Source organism: Bradyrhizobium sp. HKCCYLS3070 (assembly GCF_051167575.1).
Lineage (GTDB): Bacteria > Pseudomonadota > Alphaproteobacteria > Rhizobiales > Xanthobacteraceae > Bradyrhizobium.
Window position 1 is genome coordinate 563,828 of sequence record NZ_JBNPTI010000002.1, and the last position, 17,943, is coordinate 581,770.

Annotated in this window: 18 protein-coding genes; 7 read left to right on the forward strand and 11 right to left on the reverse strand. The window is 66.7% G+C overall.

Translation table 11 applies throughout. The features are described from left to right. Window positions 1-21: 21 nt before the first annotated feature. The gene (locus tag ACQR03_RS11215) at window positions 22-1,158 is read right to left on the reverse strand and encodes an MFS transporter (RefSeq protein WP_434841278.1); all 1,137 of its coding nucleotides are present in this window, start codon (window positions 1,156-1,158) and stop codon (window positions 22-24) included. Between the two features lie 32 nt (window positions 1,159-1,190). Further along, window positions 1,191-1,964: a DeoR/GlpR family DNA-binding transcription regulator gene (locus ACQR03_RS11220; RefSeq protein WP_434841277.1), complete on the reverse strand. Its 774-nt coding sequence runs from the start codon at window positions 1,962-1,964 to the stop codon at window positions 1,191-1,193. Window positions 1,965-2,087: 123 nt separating this feature from the next. Here ACQR03_RS11220 and ACQR03_RS11225 point away from each other — a divergent pair, with 123 nt between their 5' ends. From ACQR03_RS11225 to ACQR03_RS11245, 5 genes are all read left to right on the forward strand, one after another. Further along, on the forward strand, window positions 2,088-3,026 hold the full coding sequence (locus ACQR03_RS11225) for a 2-dehydro-3-deoxygalactonokinase (protein WP_434841276.1): 939 nt from the start codon (window positions 2,088-2,090) through the stop codon (window positions 3,024-3,026). Then, window positions 3,023-3,664, forward strand: coding sequence for a 2-dehydro-3-deoxy-6-phosphogalactonate aldolase (locus tag ACQR03_RS11230; RefSeq protein ID WP_315750281.1), 642 nt, complete (start codon window positions 3,023-3,025; stop codon window positions 3,662-3,664). The genes ACQR03_RS11225 and ACQR03_RS11230 overlap by 4 nt, the downstream gene beginning before the upstream one ends. Before the next feature lie 94 nt (window positions 3,665-3,758). After that, window positions 3,759-4,394 carry a phosphatase PAP2 family protein gene (locus ACQR03_RS11235; protein WP_315750282.1) on the forward strand — a complete coding sequence of 212 codons (636 nt, stop codon included), beginning with the start codon at window positions 3,759-3,761 and terminating at the stop codon, window positions 4,392-4,394. Then, window positions 4,391-4,738, forward strand: coding sequence for a DUF3147 family protein (locus ACQR03_RS11240; protein WP_316194348.1), 348 nt, complete (start codon window positions 4,391-4,393; stop codon window positions 4,736-4,738). The genes ACQR03_RS11235 and ACQR03_RS11240 overlap by 4 nt, the downstream gene beginning before the upstream one ends. Further along, window positions 4,738-5,238 carry a DUF3147 family protein gene (locus ACQR03_RS11245; protein WP_315717778.1) on the forward strand — a complete coding sequence of 167 codons (501 nt, stop codon included), beginning with the start codon at window positions 4,738-4,740 and terminating at the stop codon, window positions 5,236-5,238. The genes ACQR03_RS11240 and ACQR03_RS11245 overlap by 1 nt, the downstream gene beginning before the upstream one ends. On the opposite strand, the gene ACQR03_RS11250 is transcribed toward ACQR03_RS11245, so the two are convergent. Beyond that, the gene (locus ACQR03_RS11250) at window positions 5,219-7,873 is read right to left on the reverse strand and encodes a flavin-containing monooxygenase (protein WP_315717777.1); all 2,655 of its coding nucleotides are present in this window, start codon (window positions 7,871-7,873) and stop codon (window positions 5,219-5,221) included. The two genes, ACQR03_RS11245 and ACQR03_RS11250, sit on opposite strands and share 20 nt — an antisense overlap. Before the next feature lie 289 nt (window positions 7,874-8,162). Between ACQR03_RS11250 and serA the strand changes: the two genes are divergently transcribed. Both serA and ACQR03_RS11260 read left to right on the forward strand, forming a co-directional pair. After that, window positions 8,163-9,410, forward strand: coding sequence for a phosphoglycerate dehydrogenase (gene serA, locus ACQR03_RS11255; protein WP_434841275.1), 1,248 nt, complete (start codon window positions 8,163-8,165; stop codon window positions 9,408-9,410). A gap of 21 nt (window positions 9,411-9,431) precedes the next feature. Then, a complete protein-coding gene (locus ACQR03_RS11260; protein ID WP_434841274.1) occupies window positions 9,432-9,911 on the forward strand; it encodes a TOBE domain-containing protein in 480 nt (159 codons plus the stop codon). Here the strand turns inward: ACQR03_RS11260 and ACQR03_RS11265 are convergent. The 8 genes from ACQR03_RS11265 to ACQR03_RS11300 all read right to left on the reverse strand — a co-directional run bounded on the left by ACQR03_RS11265 (window position 9,820) and on the right by ACQR03_RS11300 (window position 17,755). Beyond that, window positions 9,820-10,242, reverse strand: a complete 423-nt coding sequence (locus ACQR03_RS11265; RefSeq protein ID WP_315717774.1) for a winged helix-turn-helix domain-containing protein — start codon at window positions 10,240-10,242, stop codon at window positions 9,820-9,822. The two genes, ACQR03_RS11260 and ACQR03_RS11265, sit on opposite strands and share 92 nt — an antisense overlap. Then, a complete protein-coding gene (locus tag ACQR03_RS11270; protein ID WP_315750289.1) occupies window positions 10,239-10,829 on the reverse strand; it encodes a DUF2478 domain-containing protein in 591 nt (196 codons plus the stop codon). Before ACQR03_RS11270 ends, ACQR03_RS11265 begins: the two co-directional genes overlap by 4 nt. An 11-nt stretch (window positions 10,830-10,840) precedes the next feature. Next, window positions 10,841-11,704 (reverse strand): xanthine dehydrogenase, encoded by an 864-nt coding sequence (locus ACQR03_RS11275; RefSeq protein ID WP_315717771.1) that lies wholly within the window; start codon window positions 11,702-11,704, stop codon window positions 10,841-10,843. 207 nt (window positions 11,705-11,911) lie between these two features. Next, on the reverse strand, window positions 11,912-13,006 hold the full coding sequence (gene modC / locus ACQR03_RS11280; protein WP_315717770.1) for a molybdenum ABC transporter ATP-binding protein: 1,095 nt from the start codon (window positions 13,004-13,006) through the stop codon (window positions 11,912-11,914). After that, on the reverse strand, window positions 13,003-13,692 hold the full coding sequence (gene modB, locus ACQR03_RS11285; RefSeq protein WP_434841273.1) for a molybdate ABC transporter permease subunit: 690 nt from the start codon (window positions 13,690-13,692) through the stop codon (window positions 13,003-13,005). Before modB ends, modC begins: the two co-directional genes overlap by 4 nt. Window positions 13,693-13,718: 26 nt before the next feature. After that, a complete protein-coding gene (gene modA, locus ACQR03_RS11290) occupies window positions 13,719-14,486 on the reverse strand; it encodes a molybdate ABC transporter substrate-binding protein (RefSeq protein ID WP_315827073.1) in 768 nt (255 codons plus the stop codon). A gap of 259 nt (window positions 14,487-14,745) precedes the next feature. Continuing rightward, window positions 14,746-16,311 (reverse strand): amidase family protein, encoded by a 1,566-nt coding sequence (locus tag ACQR03_RS11295; RefSeq protein WP_316201168.1) that lies wholly within the window; start codon window positions 16,309-16,311, stop codon window positions 14,746-14,748. Window positions 16,312-16,336: 25 nt separating this feature from the next. Continuing rightward, complete coding sequence (locus ACQR03_RS11300) at window positions 16,337-17,755, reverse strand: M20 family metallopeptidase (RefSeq protein WP_316201167.1); 1,419 nt, start codon at window positions 17,753-17,755, stop codon at window positions 16,337-16,339. Window positions 17,756-17,943: the final 188 nt, after the last annotated feature.

Consider the following 17,943-nt stretch of genomic DNA (forward strand, 5'->3'; position numbering starts at 1 on the left):
CCGGAGCGGCGCGCCTCGTTCCTAAGGCTGCGTGCTCGCGGCCAACGGCGCACTCAGCAGCACGATGACGAGCAGTGCGGCCAACATCCAGAATGCGGCCGGCAGGCTGGTGGCTGCGGCGATGAAGCCGATGCCTGCGGGGCCCAGCAGCACGCCTGAGTAGCCTGCGGTGGTGACGGCCGCGACGGCCAGCCCGACCGGCATGGCGGTCTGCGCCCCGGCTCGGCGGAACAGCACCGGGACCAGGTTCGACGCGCCGAGGCCGATCAGCGCAAAGCCCGCCATGGCAGCAGCAACCCACGGAGCCGTGAGCAGCAGGACGAAGCCCGCGATGGCGGTGGCGCTGCCCCCGAGCAACGTTGCGCGATCACCGATCCGTGCAACCACCGCGTCACCGACGAGGCGCCCTGCGGTCATTGCGATCGAGAACATGATGTACCCCAGTCCGGCCTGCGCGGCCGGCAGGCGGCCGGAACCGGCGAGCAGCAGCGCGCTCCAGTCGAGCATCGCGCCCTCGACCAGGAACATGATTGCGGCGAGTGCCGCCAGCAGCAGCACCGCGCCGTGCGGAAGCACGAGCAGAGGCCCCGATTGCGCGGGTTTGCTCGCCATCAGTCGCGGGGCAGCCACGATCATCGCGGCCAGGGCGAGGGCACAGCAGGCGAGCGTGCCGAGCAGCGGCGCGACGTCGAACGCGAGCAGCGCGGTCATGACGCCGGAGCCCGCGAAGCCGCCGATGCTGAACTGGGCATGGAAACCCGACATCAGCGGACGCTCGCTCAGCCGCTCGACGTCGATCGCCTGGATGTTCACCGCGACGTCGAGCGAGCCCAGCGCCGCACCGAAGGCGAACAATGCGAGTGCGAGAGTCGCTGGCGTTGCTGCGATCGCCAGCAGCGGCAGGAACAGCGCGAGAGCGATGCCGCTGACGATGACGACCGGCTTGCTGCCATAATGGGCGCTCAGCAGTCCGGCGGCCAGCATCGATGCGACCGAGCCCACGCCGAGCGAGAGCAGTAGCAGCCCGAGCGTCGCATCATCGACGCCGAGCCGCTGTTTGGCAAACGGCACCAGCGGTGCCCAGCAGGCGATGCCGAAGCCGGCGACGAAGAAGGCCAGGCGGGTCGCGAGCCGCGCCGCGCTGTGATCAGAACTCATTTGGAAGATTCCTGACTTTCTGAAGGGCGCTGTCAGACCGGCGGGGCGGCCGTCATGATGGTGGCTCCCGCCCGTTTGAGCAGGGCGAGCCGGGCCGCCGGCGCATCATGCTCGACGGTGAGCTGGCTGATGGTCTTGGCGCCGGCGATACGGTGGGGGGCTCGGGTCTCGAGCTTCTCGTTGGTGACCATTGCGACGCTTACGCGGCTCAGCGACAGCAGCGTCCGCTTGAATGCTGCGTCAGTCGGATCAACCGCGCTGATGCCGCCTTGCGCCGATACAGCGCAGGCGCCGATGAAGCAGCGGTCGATGTTCAAGCGCTGCACCTGCATGAGCGCGTCGGCGTCGACACAGCCGCCGACTGCGGGATGAACGGAGCCGCCGATCATGATCAGCTGCAGGTCCTGCCGGTGCAGCACGGTTGCGGCAATGTCGATGGCGTTGGTTGCGACGGTGAGATCGAAATCATCGGGCAGGACTTCAGCGAGGGCGAGATTGGTGCTGCCACTATCGAGGAAGAGAAATTCGCCACGCGCGATGCCGCGGGCGGCCGTCCGGGCGAGCGCCAGCTTGCGTTCGCGATCTTGCCCGATCCGCGCCGCCATCGGTGTCATGCCGCCGGCGATCGGCAATGCGCCGCCATACACCCGGCGGCAGCGTCCTTCGGCGGCAAGCGCACGAAGATCGCGCCGGATGGCATCCTCGGAGACGCCGAATTCGTGGGCCAGGGCGGCCGCGACGACCGCGTGCCCCGCCGAGAGGCGGCCGGCGATCTGGTCGCGGCGCGCCAGTGGAAGGTCTGACATGCCGTCCTCATATCAGGCATAAACAAGAATAACAACGTGCATAATCGTGCACCGCTCAATTTGTTGTTTGCGCGGCCCGCGCGGCATGGCATTGCCAGATGTCGAAGTGATCGGGAGCAGGGTGTGACCGCCGTCTATTCGTCAGCAACGCCGGCCCTTGTCGCCGTCGACTGGGGGACATCCAGCTTCCGCGCCTGGCTGATGGCCGGAGATGGGACGGAGCTGGCCGAGAGCCGCGGTAGCGAGGGCATGCTGCATTGCGCGACATCTGGCTTCGCGCCGGTGCTGCGCGACCATCTGGCGAAGCTCGGCGCGCCGGCCGATGTTCCGGTGCTGATCTGCGGCATGGCCGGCGCGCGGCAAGGCTGGGTCGAGGCGCCTTATCTGCACACGCCCACCCGGCTGGAGGCGCTGCATGCCGGCGCGATTGGCGTCGACACGGATGGCGACGTCAGGATTCTGCCGGGATTGGCGCAGGCGCGGGCGGATCAGCCGGACGTGATGCGCGGCGAGGAAACCCAGCTGCTCGGCGTCACCGAGCCGGACTTCACCGGGATCGTCTGCATTCCGGGCACCCACAGCAAATGGATCCGGATCGATGCCGGCGCTGTGATCGACTTTGCCACCTACATGACCGGCGAGCTGTTCGCGGTCGTCTCTCAACATAGCATTTTGATGCACGCCGTCGAACCGGAGGCCTCGGCCGTCGAGCACGACGCGGCGTTCCGCGAGAGCTTCGCAGCGTCGCTTGCCGCGCCGACGGCACTGATCAATGCGCTGTTCCGGCTGCGCGCAGCCCAGCTCCTCGGTTTTGAGCAGCGGTCCGATGGGGCTGCGAGGCTCTCCGGGCTTCTGATCGGCAGTGAGATCGCCGACGCTCGGGCGCGGTTTGGCGCCGAGCTTCCACTCCGGTTGATCGGAGCGGGCCGGCTCGGCCGGCTCTATCGCGCGGCGCTGACCGCTGCTGGTTTCGACGTGAACGAATGTGATGCCGAGCAGGCGTCCCGGCGCGGCCTGGTCAAGGCCGCGCGGCAGATCTGGGGAGCGCGTTTCCGACCATGACAAAGTCCGTTGCCTGGCCGCATGTGAAGCGGTCGCTCGTTGCGATCCTGCGCGGTATCAAACCCGACGAGTCCGAGGCCATCGTCGATGTCCTGATCGAAGCCGGTTTCGAGCTGATCGAGGTTCCTCTCAACTCGCCGGAACCGTTCGTCTCGATCGAGCGTCTCGCCGCCCGGTTCGGCAAGGACTGCCTGATCGGTGCAGGGACGGTCGTCAATGCCGCAGATTGCGTGCGTGTCGCGGAGGCCGGCGGGCGTCTGATGGTCAGCCCCAACGTCGATGTCGAAGTGCTGGCGACGGCGCAGGCCTACGACATGGTCACCATGCCCGGGGTCTTCACGCCGACGGAGGCCTTTCTTGCTTTGCGTTGCGGCGCCTCGGCCCTGAAATACTTTCCGGCGTCGGTGCTCGGTCCGTCGGGGATTGCAGCGCAACTTGCCGTCCTGCCGAAAGGCGTCGTGGTCGGCGCCGTCGGCGGTGTGTCGGACAAGACGCTCGCCTCCTACGTCGCCGTCGGCGTGCGCGCCTTCGGTCTCGGCTCGAGCCTGTACAAGCCGGGCATGAGCGCGAGCGATGTGCGGGAGACAGCTCGCGCCTCGGTCAAGGCGTATGACGAGACTATTCGCGATCAGGGCTGAGCTGGTAACTCGTGACAGTTTCGTGACTGTTCCTGAAACCCGTGGTGAGGGCTCGGCGTTGTAGGTGAACTATCGTTCGTCCTTGGCAAGTGCCATGATCCGCGCCATCGGGAAGAAGATCACACCGGCAATTTCGGTGCCCTTTCTCAAGCAAAGTTCCGCCACGGCCATCCACGTCGAGCCGACCAAGGCGGACCGCATCATTGCGGACGTAGCTGCACGAACCACGGAGCCGTGGCTGCAAAAGCTCGCACGCGGCCTCGCGTGGGGTGCGGACGAGAAGGTGTGGTTGGCCCTGACATCGGTGGCTTGGCTGGTGACGCGCGGCCAAAGCAGCCGCGTTCGCGCGACGACCACTCATGCATTGCTGGTCACGGTTGCGGCTTCGGCTCTGCCGCATGCCTTGAAGGCGATCTTCGATCAGACCCGGCCGGATCGCACCACCTTGCGCGGCCATCTCAACGGCGTGGCGCCGTCCGGCCATGCACAGGACGCCTTTCCCTCGGGACATGCGCTGCACATGGGTGCGCTCTACTCCGCCGCCGGTCCGCTGCCGGCACGCGCAAGGATTGCGGTGAGGAGTGCTGCCGTCGGGCTCAGTGTCACGCGCGTGATGCTGCTTGCGCATTGGGCCAGCGACGTCGTTGTCGGATTCATGCTCGGCGCTGCCCTCGAGCGCAGCTTGCGCGCATGGACCGGCTACGAACAACCGGGAGCAAGCCGGACATGACCGAATCCGTCATCCGCTTCCTGATCGGCGGCGTCATCGTTTCGACATTCGCGATAATTGGCGATGTGTTGCGTCCGAAGAGCTTTGCCGGCCTGTTCGGAGCAGCGCCCTCGGTCGCGCTGGCGACGTTGGGCGTTGCGGTTGTCACGCATGATGCCGCCTATGCGGCGGTCCAGAGCCGTTCGATGATGTTCGGCGCAGCCGCGCTCTGTCTCTATAGCATGACCGTGTGCCGGCTGCTGATGCGGCGGCATATGCGCGCATTGAGCGCGAGCCTGCTCGCAACGGCCGTGTGGCTGGTCGCAGCGCTGGGACTGCAGGCGGTCTTCTCCGGAGGGGCGTGATGCTGATCCGCATCTCGCCCTCGGCGCTGAAGGACGGCAGGTGGCATGAATACGTCATCCGCTTTGCGCTGGGCGGCGCCGCCACAGTCGCGACCGGGCTCATTGCCAAAGCCTTCGGTCCTGCGATCGGCGGCCTCTTCCTGGCATTGCCGGCGATCTTCTGTGCCAGCGTCACCCTGATCGAGGCGCACGAGATCAGGCGCAAGCGCCGTCAGGGATTGTCCGGCGAGCGGCGCGGACGCGAAGCAGCCGCACTCGACACCGCAGGTGCAGTGCTCGGCAGCCTCGGCATGCTGGCGTTCGCGGCCGTATTCTCGACGCTGGTTCAGTCAAGCGTCGCGACCGCCTTCGTCGCCGCAACGACGGCATGGCTCGTTGTCTCGGTGACAGCGTGGGCCATCCGGCGCAAGCTGCGCGTTGCGGCAACGACCCGCAAAGTTGCGGGCCGTTGCGATACGTCTCGGCCGCAGCCTCCGCTGGTCAGCTGGCGGCGGCGTTGATCTCCTGCGATTCGCCTTCTTCCGCAGACTGGGTGAATGCCTGCAGCGCCTCCGCCATCTGCATGCGGCCGCCGACGCCGGTGATGACGACGTCGACCATCGTGAACGACGAGTGGAAGTGGCCGTGGGCCTTGAGCTGCCCGACCGGCACGCCGTTGGCGGCGAGCGCCTCCGCATAGGCGACGCCCTCGTCGCGCAGCGGATCGAACTCGCAGGTGACGATGTAGGCCGGCGGCAGGCCCTGCAGCTTGCCCCGCAACGGCGACGCGCGCGGATCGGTGCGATCCGCCGGCGAGCAGTAGATGTCCCAGAACCAGTACATCAGGCCGCGCGTCAGGAAATAGCCGGCCGCGTTGTCGGTGTAGGACGGCCGATCGAAGCTGCAATCGGTCACCGGGCAGACCAGCAACTGTCCGCCGATGAGAGGCCCGCCGCGATCCCGCGCGAGTTGGCAAGTGACCGCAGCGATGTTTGCGCCGGCGCTCCAGCCGGCCACCAGCACCGGTCCGTCGCGTCCGCCGAGCTCGGCGGCGTGCTCGGCCACCCAGCGCGTCGCCGCATAGCCGTCCTCGGCCGCCGCCGGGAAGCGGTGCTCGGGCGCGTGGCGATAGCCGACGCTGACGAAGATCATGTTGGAGCGGCGGCACATGTCGCGGCAGAATGGATCGTCCGATTGCTCGTCGCCGAGCACCCAGCCGCCGCCATGGAAGTAGACGACGATCGGATGCGGCCCAGGCGTCGCCGGCCGATACAGCCGATAGGGCAGGGGACCGTCGGCGCCCTGCAATGTGCCATCCTTGACTTCGCCGACGGGACGTCCAGGCGGCCTCGTCGCGTTGAACTGCGCAACGAATTCGCGGGCGCCAGCGGCGCCCATCGATTCGATCGGCGGCAAGTTCATCTCGGCCAGCATGTTCAGCACCAGCCTGACATCCGGCTGCAGCCGCACGATCTCGCCGTCATTGCATTGGGACGCGCCGTTCGGACCTGACAGCTTGAAGCCGAGCATGCCGCGGCTGACGATTTCGTTGCAGATGCCGCGATAGGGGCCGACGCCGCCAGTATAGGGCATCAGGGTCTGCGGCTTGCCCGGCACGTTGGCACCGGTGTACCAGGTGTTGGCGAGCCGATGCAGCGTCACGGTCGCGCAGTCCGCCATGTGGCGTGCCCAGCCGGCCTGCGCAGTCTCCGTGGCCTCGATGGTCGTGAACCCGGCTTCGCGCAGGGCGACGAGACGATCGACGACCCAGTCGACATGCTGCTCGATCGAGACCGCCATGTTCGACAGCACCGATGGGCTGCCGGGACCCGTGATCAGGAACAGATTGGGAAAGTCTGCGACCGTGAGCCCGAGATAGGTTTGCGGTCCGTTGGCCCAGACATCCTCCAGCGATTTGCCGCCGCGCCCGGTGATCGGATGCACGGCGCGGATCGCACCGGTCATGGCATCGAAGCCGGTCGCGAACACGATGACGTCGATGTCGAAGCTGCGCCTGTCGGTCTTGATGCCATCAGCGGTGATGGATGTGATCGGCTCCTGGCGCAGATTGACCAGCGTGACATTGGGCCGGTTGAACGTCTGATAGTAGTTGGTGTCCAGGCACGGGCGCTTGGCGCCGAACGGATGGTCGTGAGGCGTGAGCGCGGCGGCGGTCTCGGGATCCTTGACGATCTCGTGGATCTTCTCGCGGATGAGGTCGGCGAGCAGCGCATTGCCGTCGGGGTCGACACCCTGGTCGGCCCAGAGCTGCGTCAGCATGCCGACGAGGTCGCCCGACGCCCACAGCTTCTCGAAACGTTCGCGGCGCTCGGCCTCGCTCAACGCCCAGCTGAAGTCGGTGGCCGGCGGGATCGGCACGCCAGCCATCGACCAGCGCGCCTGCTCGCGCAGCCCGTTGCGATCCTCTGCGAGCTGCGCGGCGCGATCGGCCGGGAGCGGGCCGTTATGCGCCGGCAGTGCGAAGTTCGGTGTGCGCTGGAAAACCGTGAGCTGAGCTGCCTGCTCGGCGATGATCGGAATCGACTGGATGCCGGATGAGCCGGTGCCGATCACCGCGACGCGCTTGCCGCGGAGGTCGACACCGTCATGCGGCCAGCGGCTGGTGAAGTAGATCTCGCCCTTGAAGTCGTGCACGCCGTCGATCTCCGGCGGCTTCGGCTGCGACAGGCAGCCGGTCGCCATGATGTAGTGGCGGCAGGAGACGGCGGGGCCCTTGTCGGTCGTCAGCAGCCAGCGCTCCTTGGCGTCATCCCAGGAGGCGCCGAGCACGCGGGTGCCGAAGCGGATGTCGCGGCGCAGATCGTAGCGATCGGCGACGAAGCCGAGATAGCGCAGGATCTCCGGCTGGGTGGCGTATTTCTCCGACCATTGCCACGCCTTCTCGAGCTCGGGATCGAACGTGTAGCTGTAGTCGACGGTCTGGATGTCGCAGCGCGCGCCGGGATAGCGGTTCCAGTACCAGGTGCCGCCGACATCGTTGGCCGTATCCAGAGCCACGGTCGAGAAGCCCGCCTTGCGCAGGCGGTGCAGCAGGTAAAGTCCCGCAAATCCGGCACCCACGACGGCGACATCGACCGTCTGCGTTTCACCGCCCGACACCTCCGACGCGCGTGTCTCGACAACCCCGTCTGACATGCTGACCTCCCGATGATTTTGTGATTGGAAGAAAGGCTAGCTCTGCTCGCAGGGTTTGTCAGCAGCCAAAGCAGCGATCTGCGGTTGTTGCAGTGCGGGCCGTGCGGTGCGGCCGGTATGCCAGGCGCTGATTTTGCATCGCCGGTCAAAAGGCCGCGACGGAGTGGACAAGACCCTGAGAAAGCGACAGAAAGCGACCCTGCCGCGTCGCATTCACCAAGTTTCAACGCATCGCGACTGTAACAACCGCTACACTACGCCACATCCACGACTGAATCAGGCCAGGCCCATGCCGTTATCGCTTCCCAAGCAAAAGATCCGCGTTCTGCTCCTCGAGGGCGTGAACGACTCGGCCGTCCGCATGTTCGAGGCCAACGGCTATTCGGAAATCGAGCGGCTGCCGAAGGCGCTCGGTTCGGCGGAGTTGAAGCGTATGCTGTCGGGCGTGCACATGCTTGGCATTCGCTCGCGCACGCATCTCACCGCCGACGTGCTGCAGGCGGCCGACCGGCTGATGGTGGTCGGCTGCTTCTCCGTCGGCACCAACCAGGTCGATCTCGATGCCGCGAAGCGGCTCGGCATCCCCGTGTTCAATGCGCCCTATTCGAACACCCGCAGCGTCGCCGAGCTGACGATCGCCGAGGTCGTGATGCTGATGCGCCGCATCTTCCCGCGCTCGGTGTCGGCGCATGCCGGCGGCTGGGACAAGTCGGCCAATGGCAGCCGAGAGGTGCGCGGCAAGACGCTCGGCATCATCGGCTATGGCAACATCGGCTCGCAGCTGTCGAACCTCGCCGAGGCCATGGGCATGCGGGTGATCTTCTTCGATCTCACCGACAAGCTCCGTCACGGCAACACCGAGCCGGTCGAGAGCCTCGACGAGCTCCTGGCGATGAGCGACGTCGTGTCGCTGCATGTCCCGGAGACGCCGGCAACCGCCAACATGATCGGCGAGCGCCAGATCCGTCACATGAAGGACGGGGCCTATCTGATCAACAATTCGCGCGGCACGGTGGTCGACATCGATGCGCTGGCCAGCGCATTGCGCGAGGGCAAGCTCTCAGGTGCTGCCGTCGACGTGTTTCCGGTCGAACCGGCATCGAACGCCGATCCGTTCGTCTCGCCGCTGCAGGGCCTGCCCAACGTGATCCTGACCCCGCATGTCGGCGGCTCCACCGAGGAGGCGCAGGACCGCATCGGTGGCGAGGTTGCGCGCAAGCTGATCGACTATTCCGATGTCGGCTCGACCTTCGGCGCCGTGAACTTCCCGCAGGTGCAACTGCCGGCGCGCCCGACGGGCACGCGCTTCATCCACGTTCATCGCAACGTGCCCGGCGTGCTGCGCCAGGTCAACGAAGCGGTGTCGCGGCACAACATCAACATCCTCGCGCAATATCTGCAGACCGATCCCGAGGTCGGCTATGTCGTGCTCGAGACCGACGTGGTCGGCGGTGAGGGCGAGGCGCTGCTGTCGGAGCTGCGCGCGGTGGAGGGCACGATCCGCGTTCGCGTCCTGTACGATCACGACCGGCCCTGAGGCTGTGGAGGCTGCCGCGCGATGACCGGCTCGTCTGCATCGTCCTCAGCCTCGACCGTCGTTCTCAGCACGACGGTGCCTGCGCGCGTGCTGCGCCATGATCAGCAATATGGCATGTCGACGTTGTTCTTCGCCGACGGCGAGTTGCGCGTTCCGATGGTCGACGCCGCGATCGACGCCGGCGTCTCCGTGACCATCGAGGCCCGCGACGTGTCGATCGCGCTGTCGCGGCCGATGGATGTTTCGATCACCAACCGGCTGCCCGGCCGGATCGAGGAGATCCTGCCGCTCGATCCGCCCTATGTGCGCGTGACGTTCGATCTCGGTGCGACGAAGCTGCACGCCTTGGTCACGCTGGAGTCCGTCGAGCGGCTGGCGTTGGAGCCGGATCTGTCGGCCTGGGCGATGATCAAGAGCGTCGCGATCGGGCCCGGCGCGGTTCGGCCTTCGGAGCTGCCTCGGCCGCGCCGCTGGCCCGCTTCTGATAGCGGGGATCGGTAGCCTTCTGCAGCTCAGCGAGCGCCGCGGCGGTGGCCGTGCGGGTGCGCCGCTCCATCGAGCGATACAGCGCGATCAGCCGCTCGCCGAACGGCGTGATCTCGGCGCCGCCGCCCCGTCGCCCCGGATGAGTCTCGAACACGGGCGTCTCGAAGGTGCGGTTGAGCGCATCGACCATCAGCCAGCATTTGCGGTAGGAGATGCCGCTCGCGCGCGCGGCGCCGAGGATCGAGCGCTCCCGGCGGATGAAGTCGATCAGCAGCAGATCTTCGGGCGACAGACTTCCGCCGTTGCCGAAAGTGATGGTCAATGCGATCTGAGCTTCGCGCTTCATCCTATTCCGATCCGCTCGCGTTGTGAGCCGATCATGTCACGCGGGCTTCGCGCTGTCACCATGCGGCCGGACCACGCCTCGATCCAGCCGGGACGGCGCGCGACATCGACCGGGACGCATTCGGCGAACACGCCGGCGAAGCGCGTCCACGCCTCCATCATCGCGGGCGATACCGCCGTGATGATCGGAAGCCCGGCTGACATCGCCGAGCCGAAGGCGTCGGCGAGGCCTCCTCCCGCCGCCTCCTGCTTGCCGAACTTGCTGAGGATCACGACATCCGTGCCGCGCGCGATCGACTGCTGCACGGCGGCGCAGGCCAGCACCAATCCTTCGGGATCGAGATTGCAGGCCTGCGATCCCGGGCCGAGATCCTGCGAGATCGAGAACACGCGGTCGTCGTCGAGGCTGCGCAGCATCATGGCCTTGCACGGCCTGGTCTTGTCGGCGCTGCTCTCGATCACGCCGGAGACGCGCAGCCCGATGCCTGCGAGCCGTGTGGCGAGCTCATCGAGCAGCTCCTGGATGACGGTGGACGCAGCGCCCTGCAGCGCCACGATCTGACACGTCCCGACCTCCGCGACACCCATGGCAGTCCTCCTCACACGTTGGCGGAGACGCGGCCCGCCTTCCGACCGGTTTGCATGATCGCGTGGACCGCCGAGACAACGCTCGCGGCGATCGATCGCCCGCGGTCGTCCATGCCGGTCCATGCGGCGTGGCGGCCGCGCGGATCGATCTCCAGCAGCTTGACGTTGGCCGGCACGCGCAATCCGTCGCGGGCGATGCCGCGCAGTGCGCCATCGAGTGGCGCCAGCACAGGTGTGCCGCCGAGCGAGCCGAGCTGCAGTCCCTTGTAGACGCGGGTGCCGATGTCGAGCGGCGTATGCCAGACGGCGTCCTGATTGGAATAGACGAAGCGCTCGCGGCCGGCGCCGCCGAGCGCACGCGCCTTGCCGTCCGCGTCGCGCGTGGTGCCGTGCGCCACGATCGCGCCGGTCTCGCAAGGATGCGTCTCGATCGCGATGTCGCAATTGTGCCCGACCGCAAAGCGCGGTCCGATGCCGACGGCGATGCCGGCAACGCCGCGCAGATCCGGCGTGGCCAGATGCTTCTGCATCCGTGCGTCGACGATGACCGCGGGATAGCGGAACGCGATGATGTCGGTGAGATGCATCCCGGTGACGGCGACCTGGCTGGGCTCGCGATGAATGCGCACGACGTCCGCGATGCCCTCGGCCCGGCAGCCGACCACGCCGTCGATGTCGCAGGCCTCGCCATACAGGACGTCGTGAAAGGCCATGCCGCGTCGGATCACCGGCGGAAAGGCGTCGTGACAGAGGACGAGCGCGAAGCGCTCATGGTTGAGCTTGGCCGCGATCGCGGAGGCGATCTCGTTGGTGCCCAGCACCAGCGCGAGCGGCTTGGGCGCGTTCGGATGCCAGGTGACGGCGGCGGCTTTCATGCTGATGACCTCGTGTTGCGAGATCGAATGAGCAAGCCGCGGGCCAGATCGTTGCGCGCCGATCAACTTGTTCATTGCATTGAGGAAAAGCAGGCATGCCTCGGTTTGTCTGATCCAGAGCTATATTGTCTAGGATATAACATCGGATGCTATATTGTCGCTTATACAACATGTTGTGATGGTGCGGGGGAGGTCGGCGCGTGCCGATCAGGCGATGGGCTCTTCGCGGCGCACCAGCGCGACGCCCTTGACCTGGGCGTAGACGGCAAGCCCTGCCTGCAGGCCGAGCTCGTTCCACGAGCGTTGGGTGACCCGCGACAGCAATCGTGCACCCTGGCCGTCCTCGCCGAGGCCGAGCAGGGCGGTGACGCGGTGGTCCGATTGGCTGCGGATTTCCAGGATCTTCGCGCGTAGCACGTTGACGATGGTGCTGCGGCTCGGCGTTTCCAAGGCGAGGCTGACATCATCGGCCAGCACGCGCAGGCGGCGGCGTGTTCCCGGCGCAAGCGGCTCGGCCGGCAGCACGAAATGCCCGCCCGGCACCGCAAGCGTCACCATGCCGTCGATGGCGTCGTGCTTCAGAACGGTGGCGTCGAGACTGACCGCTGCATCGCGGGAGAGCGCGAGCGGCAGTGTCAGGTCGGCTTGGAGCACGGACAGCGGACCTGAAGCCAGGACGCTGCCATTGCGCATCAGCACCAGCTGATCGGCGAGCCGCTCGACCTCCGCGATATCGTGGCTGATGTAGAGGATCGGCAGGTCGAGCGCGGCATGCAGCCGCTCCAGATAGGGCAGGATCTCGTCCTTGGTGATCTGGTCGAGCGCCGACAGCGGCTCGTCCATCAGCAGCAGCTTCGGCTGGCTGAGCAGAGCGCGGCCGATCGCCACGCGCTGCCGCTCGCCGCCGGACAGATGGCGCGGCGAGCGCTCCAGCAGCTTGGCAATGCCGAGCAGCGACACCACCTCATCGAAGCCGATGGCGGTGGGGCCGGACGGGCCGGGATGCCCGTACATCAGGTTGCGGCGGACGGAGAGGTGCGGAAACAGATTGGCTTCCTGAAAGACGTAGCCGATCGGGCGCTGGTGCACTGGGCGGAAGGTCTTCTCGTCCTGCCAGACGTCGCCGGCGACGGAGCATCGTCCGTCCAGGCGGTTGAGGCCGGCGATGCTGCGCATGACGGCAGTCTTGCCGCAGCCGGACGGGCCGAAGATCGCGGTGACGCCGCGCGCCGGCACCTCGAACCGCGCGTTCAGCTCGAAGCGCCCGAGCGTACCGCGGAAATCGACCTTGACGGTGCTCATGACGCGCGTCGCGTCATCTTCTTCTCGATCAGCATCATCGTCAGAATGACGCCGAACGAGAACACGACCATGCCGAGCGCCAGCACGGAGGCTTCGGTCCATTGCGAGGTCTCGACGTAGTCGTAGATCGCGACCGACAGCACCTTTGTCCTGCCGGGAATGTTGCCGCCGATCATCAGCACGACGCCGAACTCGCCGACGGTGTGGGCAAAGCCGAGGATCGCGCCGGTGAGGAAGCCGGGGCTCGCCAGCGGCACGGCGATCGTCCAGAACGCGCGCCAGGGCGTGGCCCGCAGCGTGGCGGCTGCTTCCAGGGGTTTCTCGCCCATGGCCTCGAAGGCGTTGCGGATCGGCTGCACCACGAACGGCATCGAGAACAGCACCGAGCCGATCACGAGGCCTGGGAAAGTGAAGGCGAGGGTGCGTGCGCCCCACAAGGAAGCCAGCGCTCCGCCCGGACCGCTCGGGCCGAGCGCGACCAGCAGATAGAAGCCGAGCACGGTCGGCGGCAGCACCAGCGGAATCGCCACCAGGGCTGCGACCGCCTCCTTCCACCACGCCTGCGACCGCGCCAGCCACCATGCGATCGGTGTTCCCACGATCATCAGAATGATGGTCGTGATCGCTGCCAATTCGAGGGTCAGACTGACCGGTTGCCAGATATCGGCCGAGACGTGCAAGTTCATCCTTGGAAGTTCATCGACGTGAGCGCTCAGCTGCCGGACTTCGGGTCCAGAGCATAGCCGAACTTCTCGATGACCGCACGGGCTTCCGGAGTCTTGAGGAAGGTCAGGAACGCGGTCGCCGCCTCGTTGCCGGCGGATGCCTTCAGCAGCACGGCATCCTGACGGATCTCGCTGTAGAGGTTCTGCGGCACCAGCCAGCGCGAGCCGCCCGCATTCGGCATCAGCTGCGACAGTGCGACGAAGCCGACCTCGGCATTGCCGGTATCGACGAACTGGAACGCCTGCGAGATCGTGTTGCCCTGCACGATCTTGGGCTTGATCGTCTCATAGAGATTGAGCGCCTTCAGCGTCTCCACTGCAGCCGCGCCATAGGGCGCGGCGGCGGGATTGGCGATCGACAGCTTGTTGAACGCGTTCGCCTTCAGCGTTTCCTCGCCTCTCACCGCGTTCGGGTCCTTGCTCCACAGAACGAGCTTGCCGATCGCGTAGGTGAAACGGCTCCCGGCGACGCCGAGGCCCTCGTCGACCAGCTTCTTCGGCCGTTCGTCGTCGGCGGAGAGCAGGATCGCGAACGGCGCGTTCTCCTTGATCTGGGTGTAGAACTGTCCGGACGCGCCGAAGCTCAGCACCAATTCGTGTCCCGTCTTGGCCTTGAACAGACCGGCGATCTCCTTGGCCGGCTCGGTGAAGTTGGCGGCCACGGCGATGTTGGCGCTCCCGGCGAACGCATTTGCGCCAGTCAGGAGAGCGGCAGCCGCGCACAGGGCAGCGGCGACGAAGCGCATCGATCTCATCACAATTGTCCTCGTTCATATCGCAGAGACGGGTTCGCTTCGGTGAATTGCAAGTCCCGTTCCGGCGCAGCGCCCGTACCGATGCCGTGCTATATTCATTCGTATACATCAAAATAGACAGGTCGGCGACGTCCCGTCAACCCGAGGGGCCCCTCGGGCAAACGCGATGGGCGTCAGTGTACGACTTTCGACAATCGAGGCTGAAGCGATGTTGGAAACATGACGGCCCGAGAGCCGGGGTTCTCGGGCCGGCGCGAGACTAAGCCATCCGCTCCCAGAGCTGCCGCACCAGCATGCCCGCACGCTTCTCGATCGCCGCGGCGGCATCGAGCGCGAGATCCTCGCGATAGCGGCCGGCGATCAGCTGCACGCCGATCGGCTGGCCATTGTGAACCGCCACCGGCACCACCGCGCCGGGCAGCCCGAGCACGTTGATGGCCGAGATGAAGCGGATATCGTTGAAGAAGATTTCGCGCACGCGCTCCGGGCTTACCGTGTCCTCGCGCGGGCCCGGCGTCGGCTTGACCGTCGTCGGCGCCAGCACCACCGGATAATCCTCGAAGAACAGCTGCCAGGCGCGGATATGGGTGGAGCGCTGCGCCGTCGCGTTCATCCAGCCCGCGAGGTCGAGGATCTCGGCCTTGGCCCGCATCCCGCCCCACGCCTTGTGGAAGTCTTCCGAGGTGACGGCCAGCATCTTGGCCTCCTGCATCACGACCACCTCGGTGGTGATGACGTCGCACCAGGTCTGCCAGACGCCGGAGATGTCGGGGACCTCGACCTCGCTGACCCGGTAGCCGGAGCGTTCCAGATGATCGGCGGCCTGCCGCAGCGCGGCCTGCACCGAAGGATCGACGTCCATGTCATCGGGGATCTTGGCGAGCGCGACCTTGATCGGCCGCTTGGGCTTCTCGCCCTCGAGCGGGGCCGGCACCCACCAGGGATCGCGCGGATCGCGCCGGCTCATCACCTCCAGCGCCAGCCTGACGTCGGCGACGCTACGCGCCAGCGGGCCCTGCGACGACATCAGATGCGCCAGCATCGGCCGCTCGGCCGCGGCGCTTTCGTTGTAGGCCGGGATGCGCCCCTGCGTCGGCTTGATCGTGACAACGCCGTTGCAATGCGCCGGCCACCGCAGCGAGCCGCCGATGTCGTTGCCATGCGCGATGGTGCCGATACCGGCGGCGACCGCAGCTCCAGCGCCGCCCGACGAGCCGCCGCAGGTGATCTCGGGATCCCACGGGTTCAAGGTCAGTCCGTGCAGCGGGTTGTCGGTGAAGCCGCGGAATGAGAATTCCGGCGTGTTGGTGAGGCCGAGCACGATCGCGCCCGCGTTCTTGAGGTTGCGCACGACGGGCGCGTCCGACGGCGCGATGATTCCCATCTGCGCCGGAACGCCGTTGGGGTTTGGCCGTCCCTGGTAGTCGACGTTCTCCTTGATGGTGACGGGCACGCCATGCAGCAGGCCGTCCTTGTTGCGCGCCTTGTCCGCGGTGCGCGCAGCTTTCAATGCTTCTTCGGACAGATCGACGACGACCGCATTCAGCTTCGGATTGACCTCATGCATGCGCGCGATGTGCGCCTCGGTCACCTCGACCGAGGAGACCGCGCCCGAGCGGATCGCAGCGGCGGTGTCGAGCGCCGACCACTGCCAAACCGGTCCTCTCGGCAGCCGCGGCTTCGGCGCGGTGGCCCTCGCCTGTGGTCTGGCCTGCGGCTTCGCCTTTGCGGGCTTCCTGTTGGCCGTGGCGCGCGTGGCCACGCGCTTCGGAGCCGGCTTGGCGGTCTTTGCCGCCGGCTTCTTCCTTGTCGCTGTTTTCGCCATTGTGTTTCCCCCCCCAGTGTATCTCTCAAACGACCGACATGGTCAGCGGCGGCTCGACCTCGGCGGGCAGCGGGCTGACATAGGGCGTGCGCAGCGTCCGCTTCTTCAGGTCGGCCTTGGCGGCTGCGATCAGCGCCGGCTCATTGAGCGCCTTGATGCCGAGACCGGCCATCGCCTTGGCGGCCTGCACCATCGCCTTGTGCGCGGCCGGCGTCTTACCTTGCGCAACGACCTGCCAGGTGTGGAACGGCGTGCCGATCGCCACCGTCGGCGCGTGCACCTGCACCGTCGGCACCACCCAGCTGACGTCGCCGACATCGGTCGAGCCGATCTGCGGATTGCGCTTGGCGTTCAGCGGCACCAGGAAGTCGGCCAGCGGCTTGTCGGTCGGATCCATGCCGATGCTGTAGTAGACGGATTCGATGTCCTTGTCGGTCAGGGTCGCCTGGATCTGACCGGCGAAATCCTTGTCGCTCGCGTCGAAATGCGGCGGCCCCAGCTCCTCCATGATCCCGTGCAGCGCCTCTTCGAGCGGCGTGTTGGGCAGGATGTTGGAGACCGCCGAGATGATCTTCATCTCGACCTTGGTCTCGGTCATCATCGCGGCACCTTGCGCGATCTTGTGTACGCGCCCGACCAGCTCGTTCATGCCGGGCAGGTCGCGCGCGCGGATCGAGTAGCGGACGCGCGCATGCGCCTGCACGACGTTGGGCGCAATGCCGCCGGTGTCGAGCAGCGCGTAATGCACGCGGGCGTCGCTCGGCATGTGCTCGCGCATGTAGTTGACGCCGACATTCATCAGCTCCACCGCGTCGAGCGCGCTGCGGCCGAGATGCGGCGAGGCGGCCGCATGCGAGGTGCGTCCGGTGAAGATGAAGTCGGCGCGCGTGTTGGCGAGAGAGGGCGTCATCACCACTTCCCAGAAGCTCGACGGATGCCAGGTGATTGCGATGTCGGCATCCTCGAACGCGCCTGAGCGCACCATGAAGGCCTTTGCGGCGCCGCCTTCCTCGGCAGGGCAGCCGTAGTAGCGCACGCGTCCCGGAACCTTGTTGGCGGCGAGCCAGTCCTTCACGGCGGTTGCCGCGAGCAGCGCCGCCGAGCCCAGGAGATTGTGGCCGCAGCCATGGCCATGGCCGCCGGTCTCGATCGGACGATGTTCGGCGACGCCGGCCTCCTGGCTGAGGCCGGGCAGGGCGTCGTATTCGCCCATGAACGCGATGACCGGACCACCTTCGCCCCATTCGCCCATCAGCGCGGTCGGGATGCCCGCGACCTTTTCGATGATCCGAAAACCCTGGTGCTTCAACTCGGCGAGGTGTTCGGCGGACGAGCGGGCCTCGGTGTAGCAGATCTCGGGCATGCTCCACACCCGGTCGCTGAGCTCGATGAAACGGGTCTTGATCGCGTCGACGCCGCGCCAGATCTCGCTGCGGTTGTCCATCTCCGGTCCTTGTCCTCTGCTGCCGATAGGGAGCCGGTATGGTTATCAGCTAAGTTCCCCGACGCCTAGCGATCCGCCGCGAGAGCAGCCATGCGGCGCGCGGCAAGGCGCGGTGGAGCGCGCGTCATCCTTTGAGCAGATGATGCTGCGATTGGATGCAGCGCGATGCTTTCGGCGGCGCAGCGAGA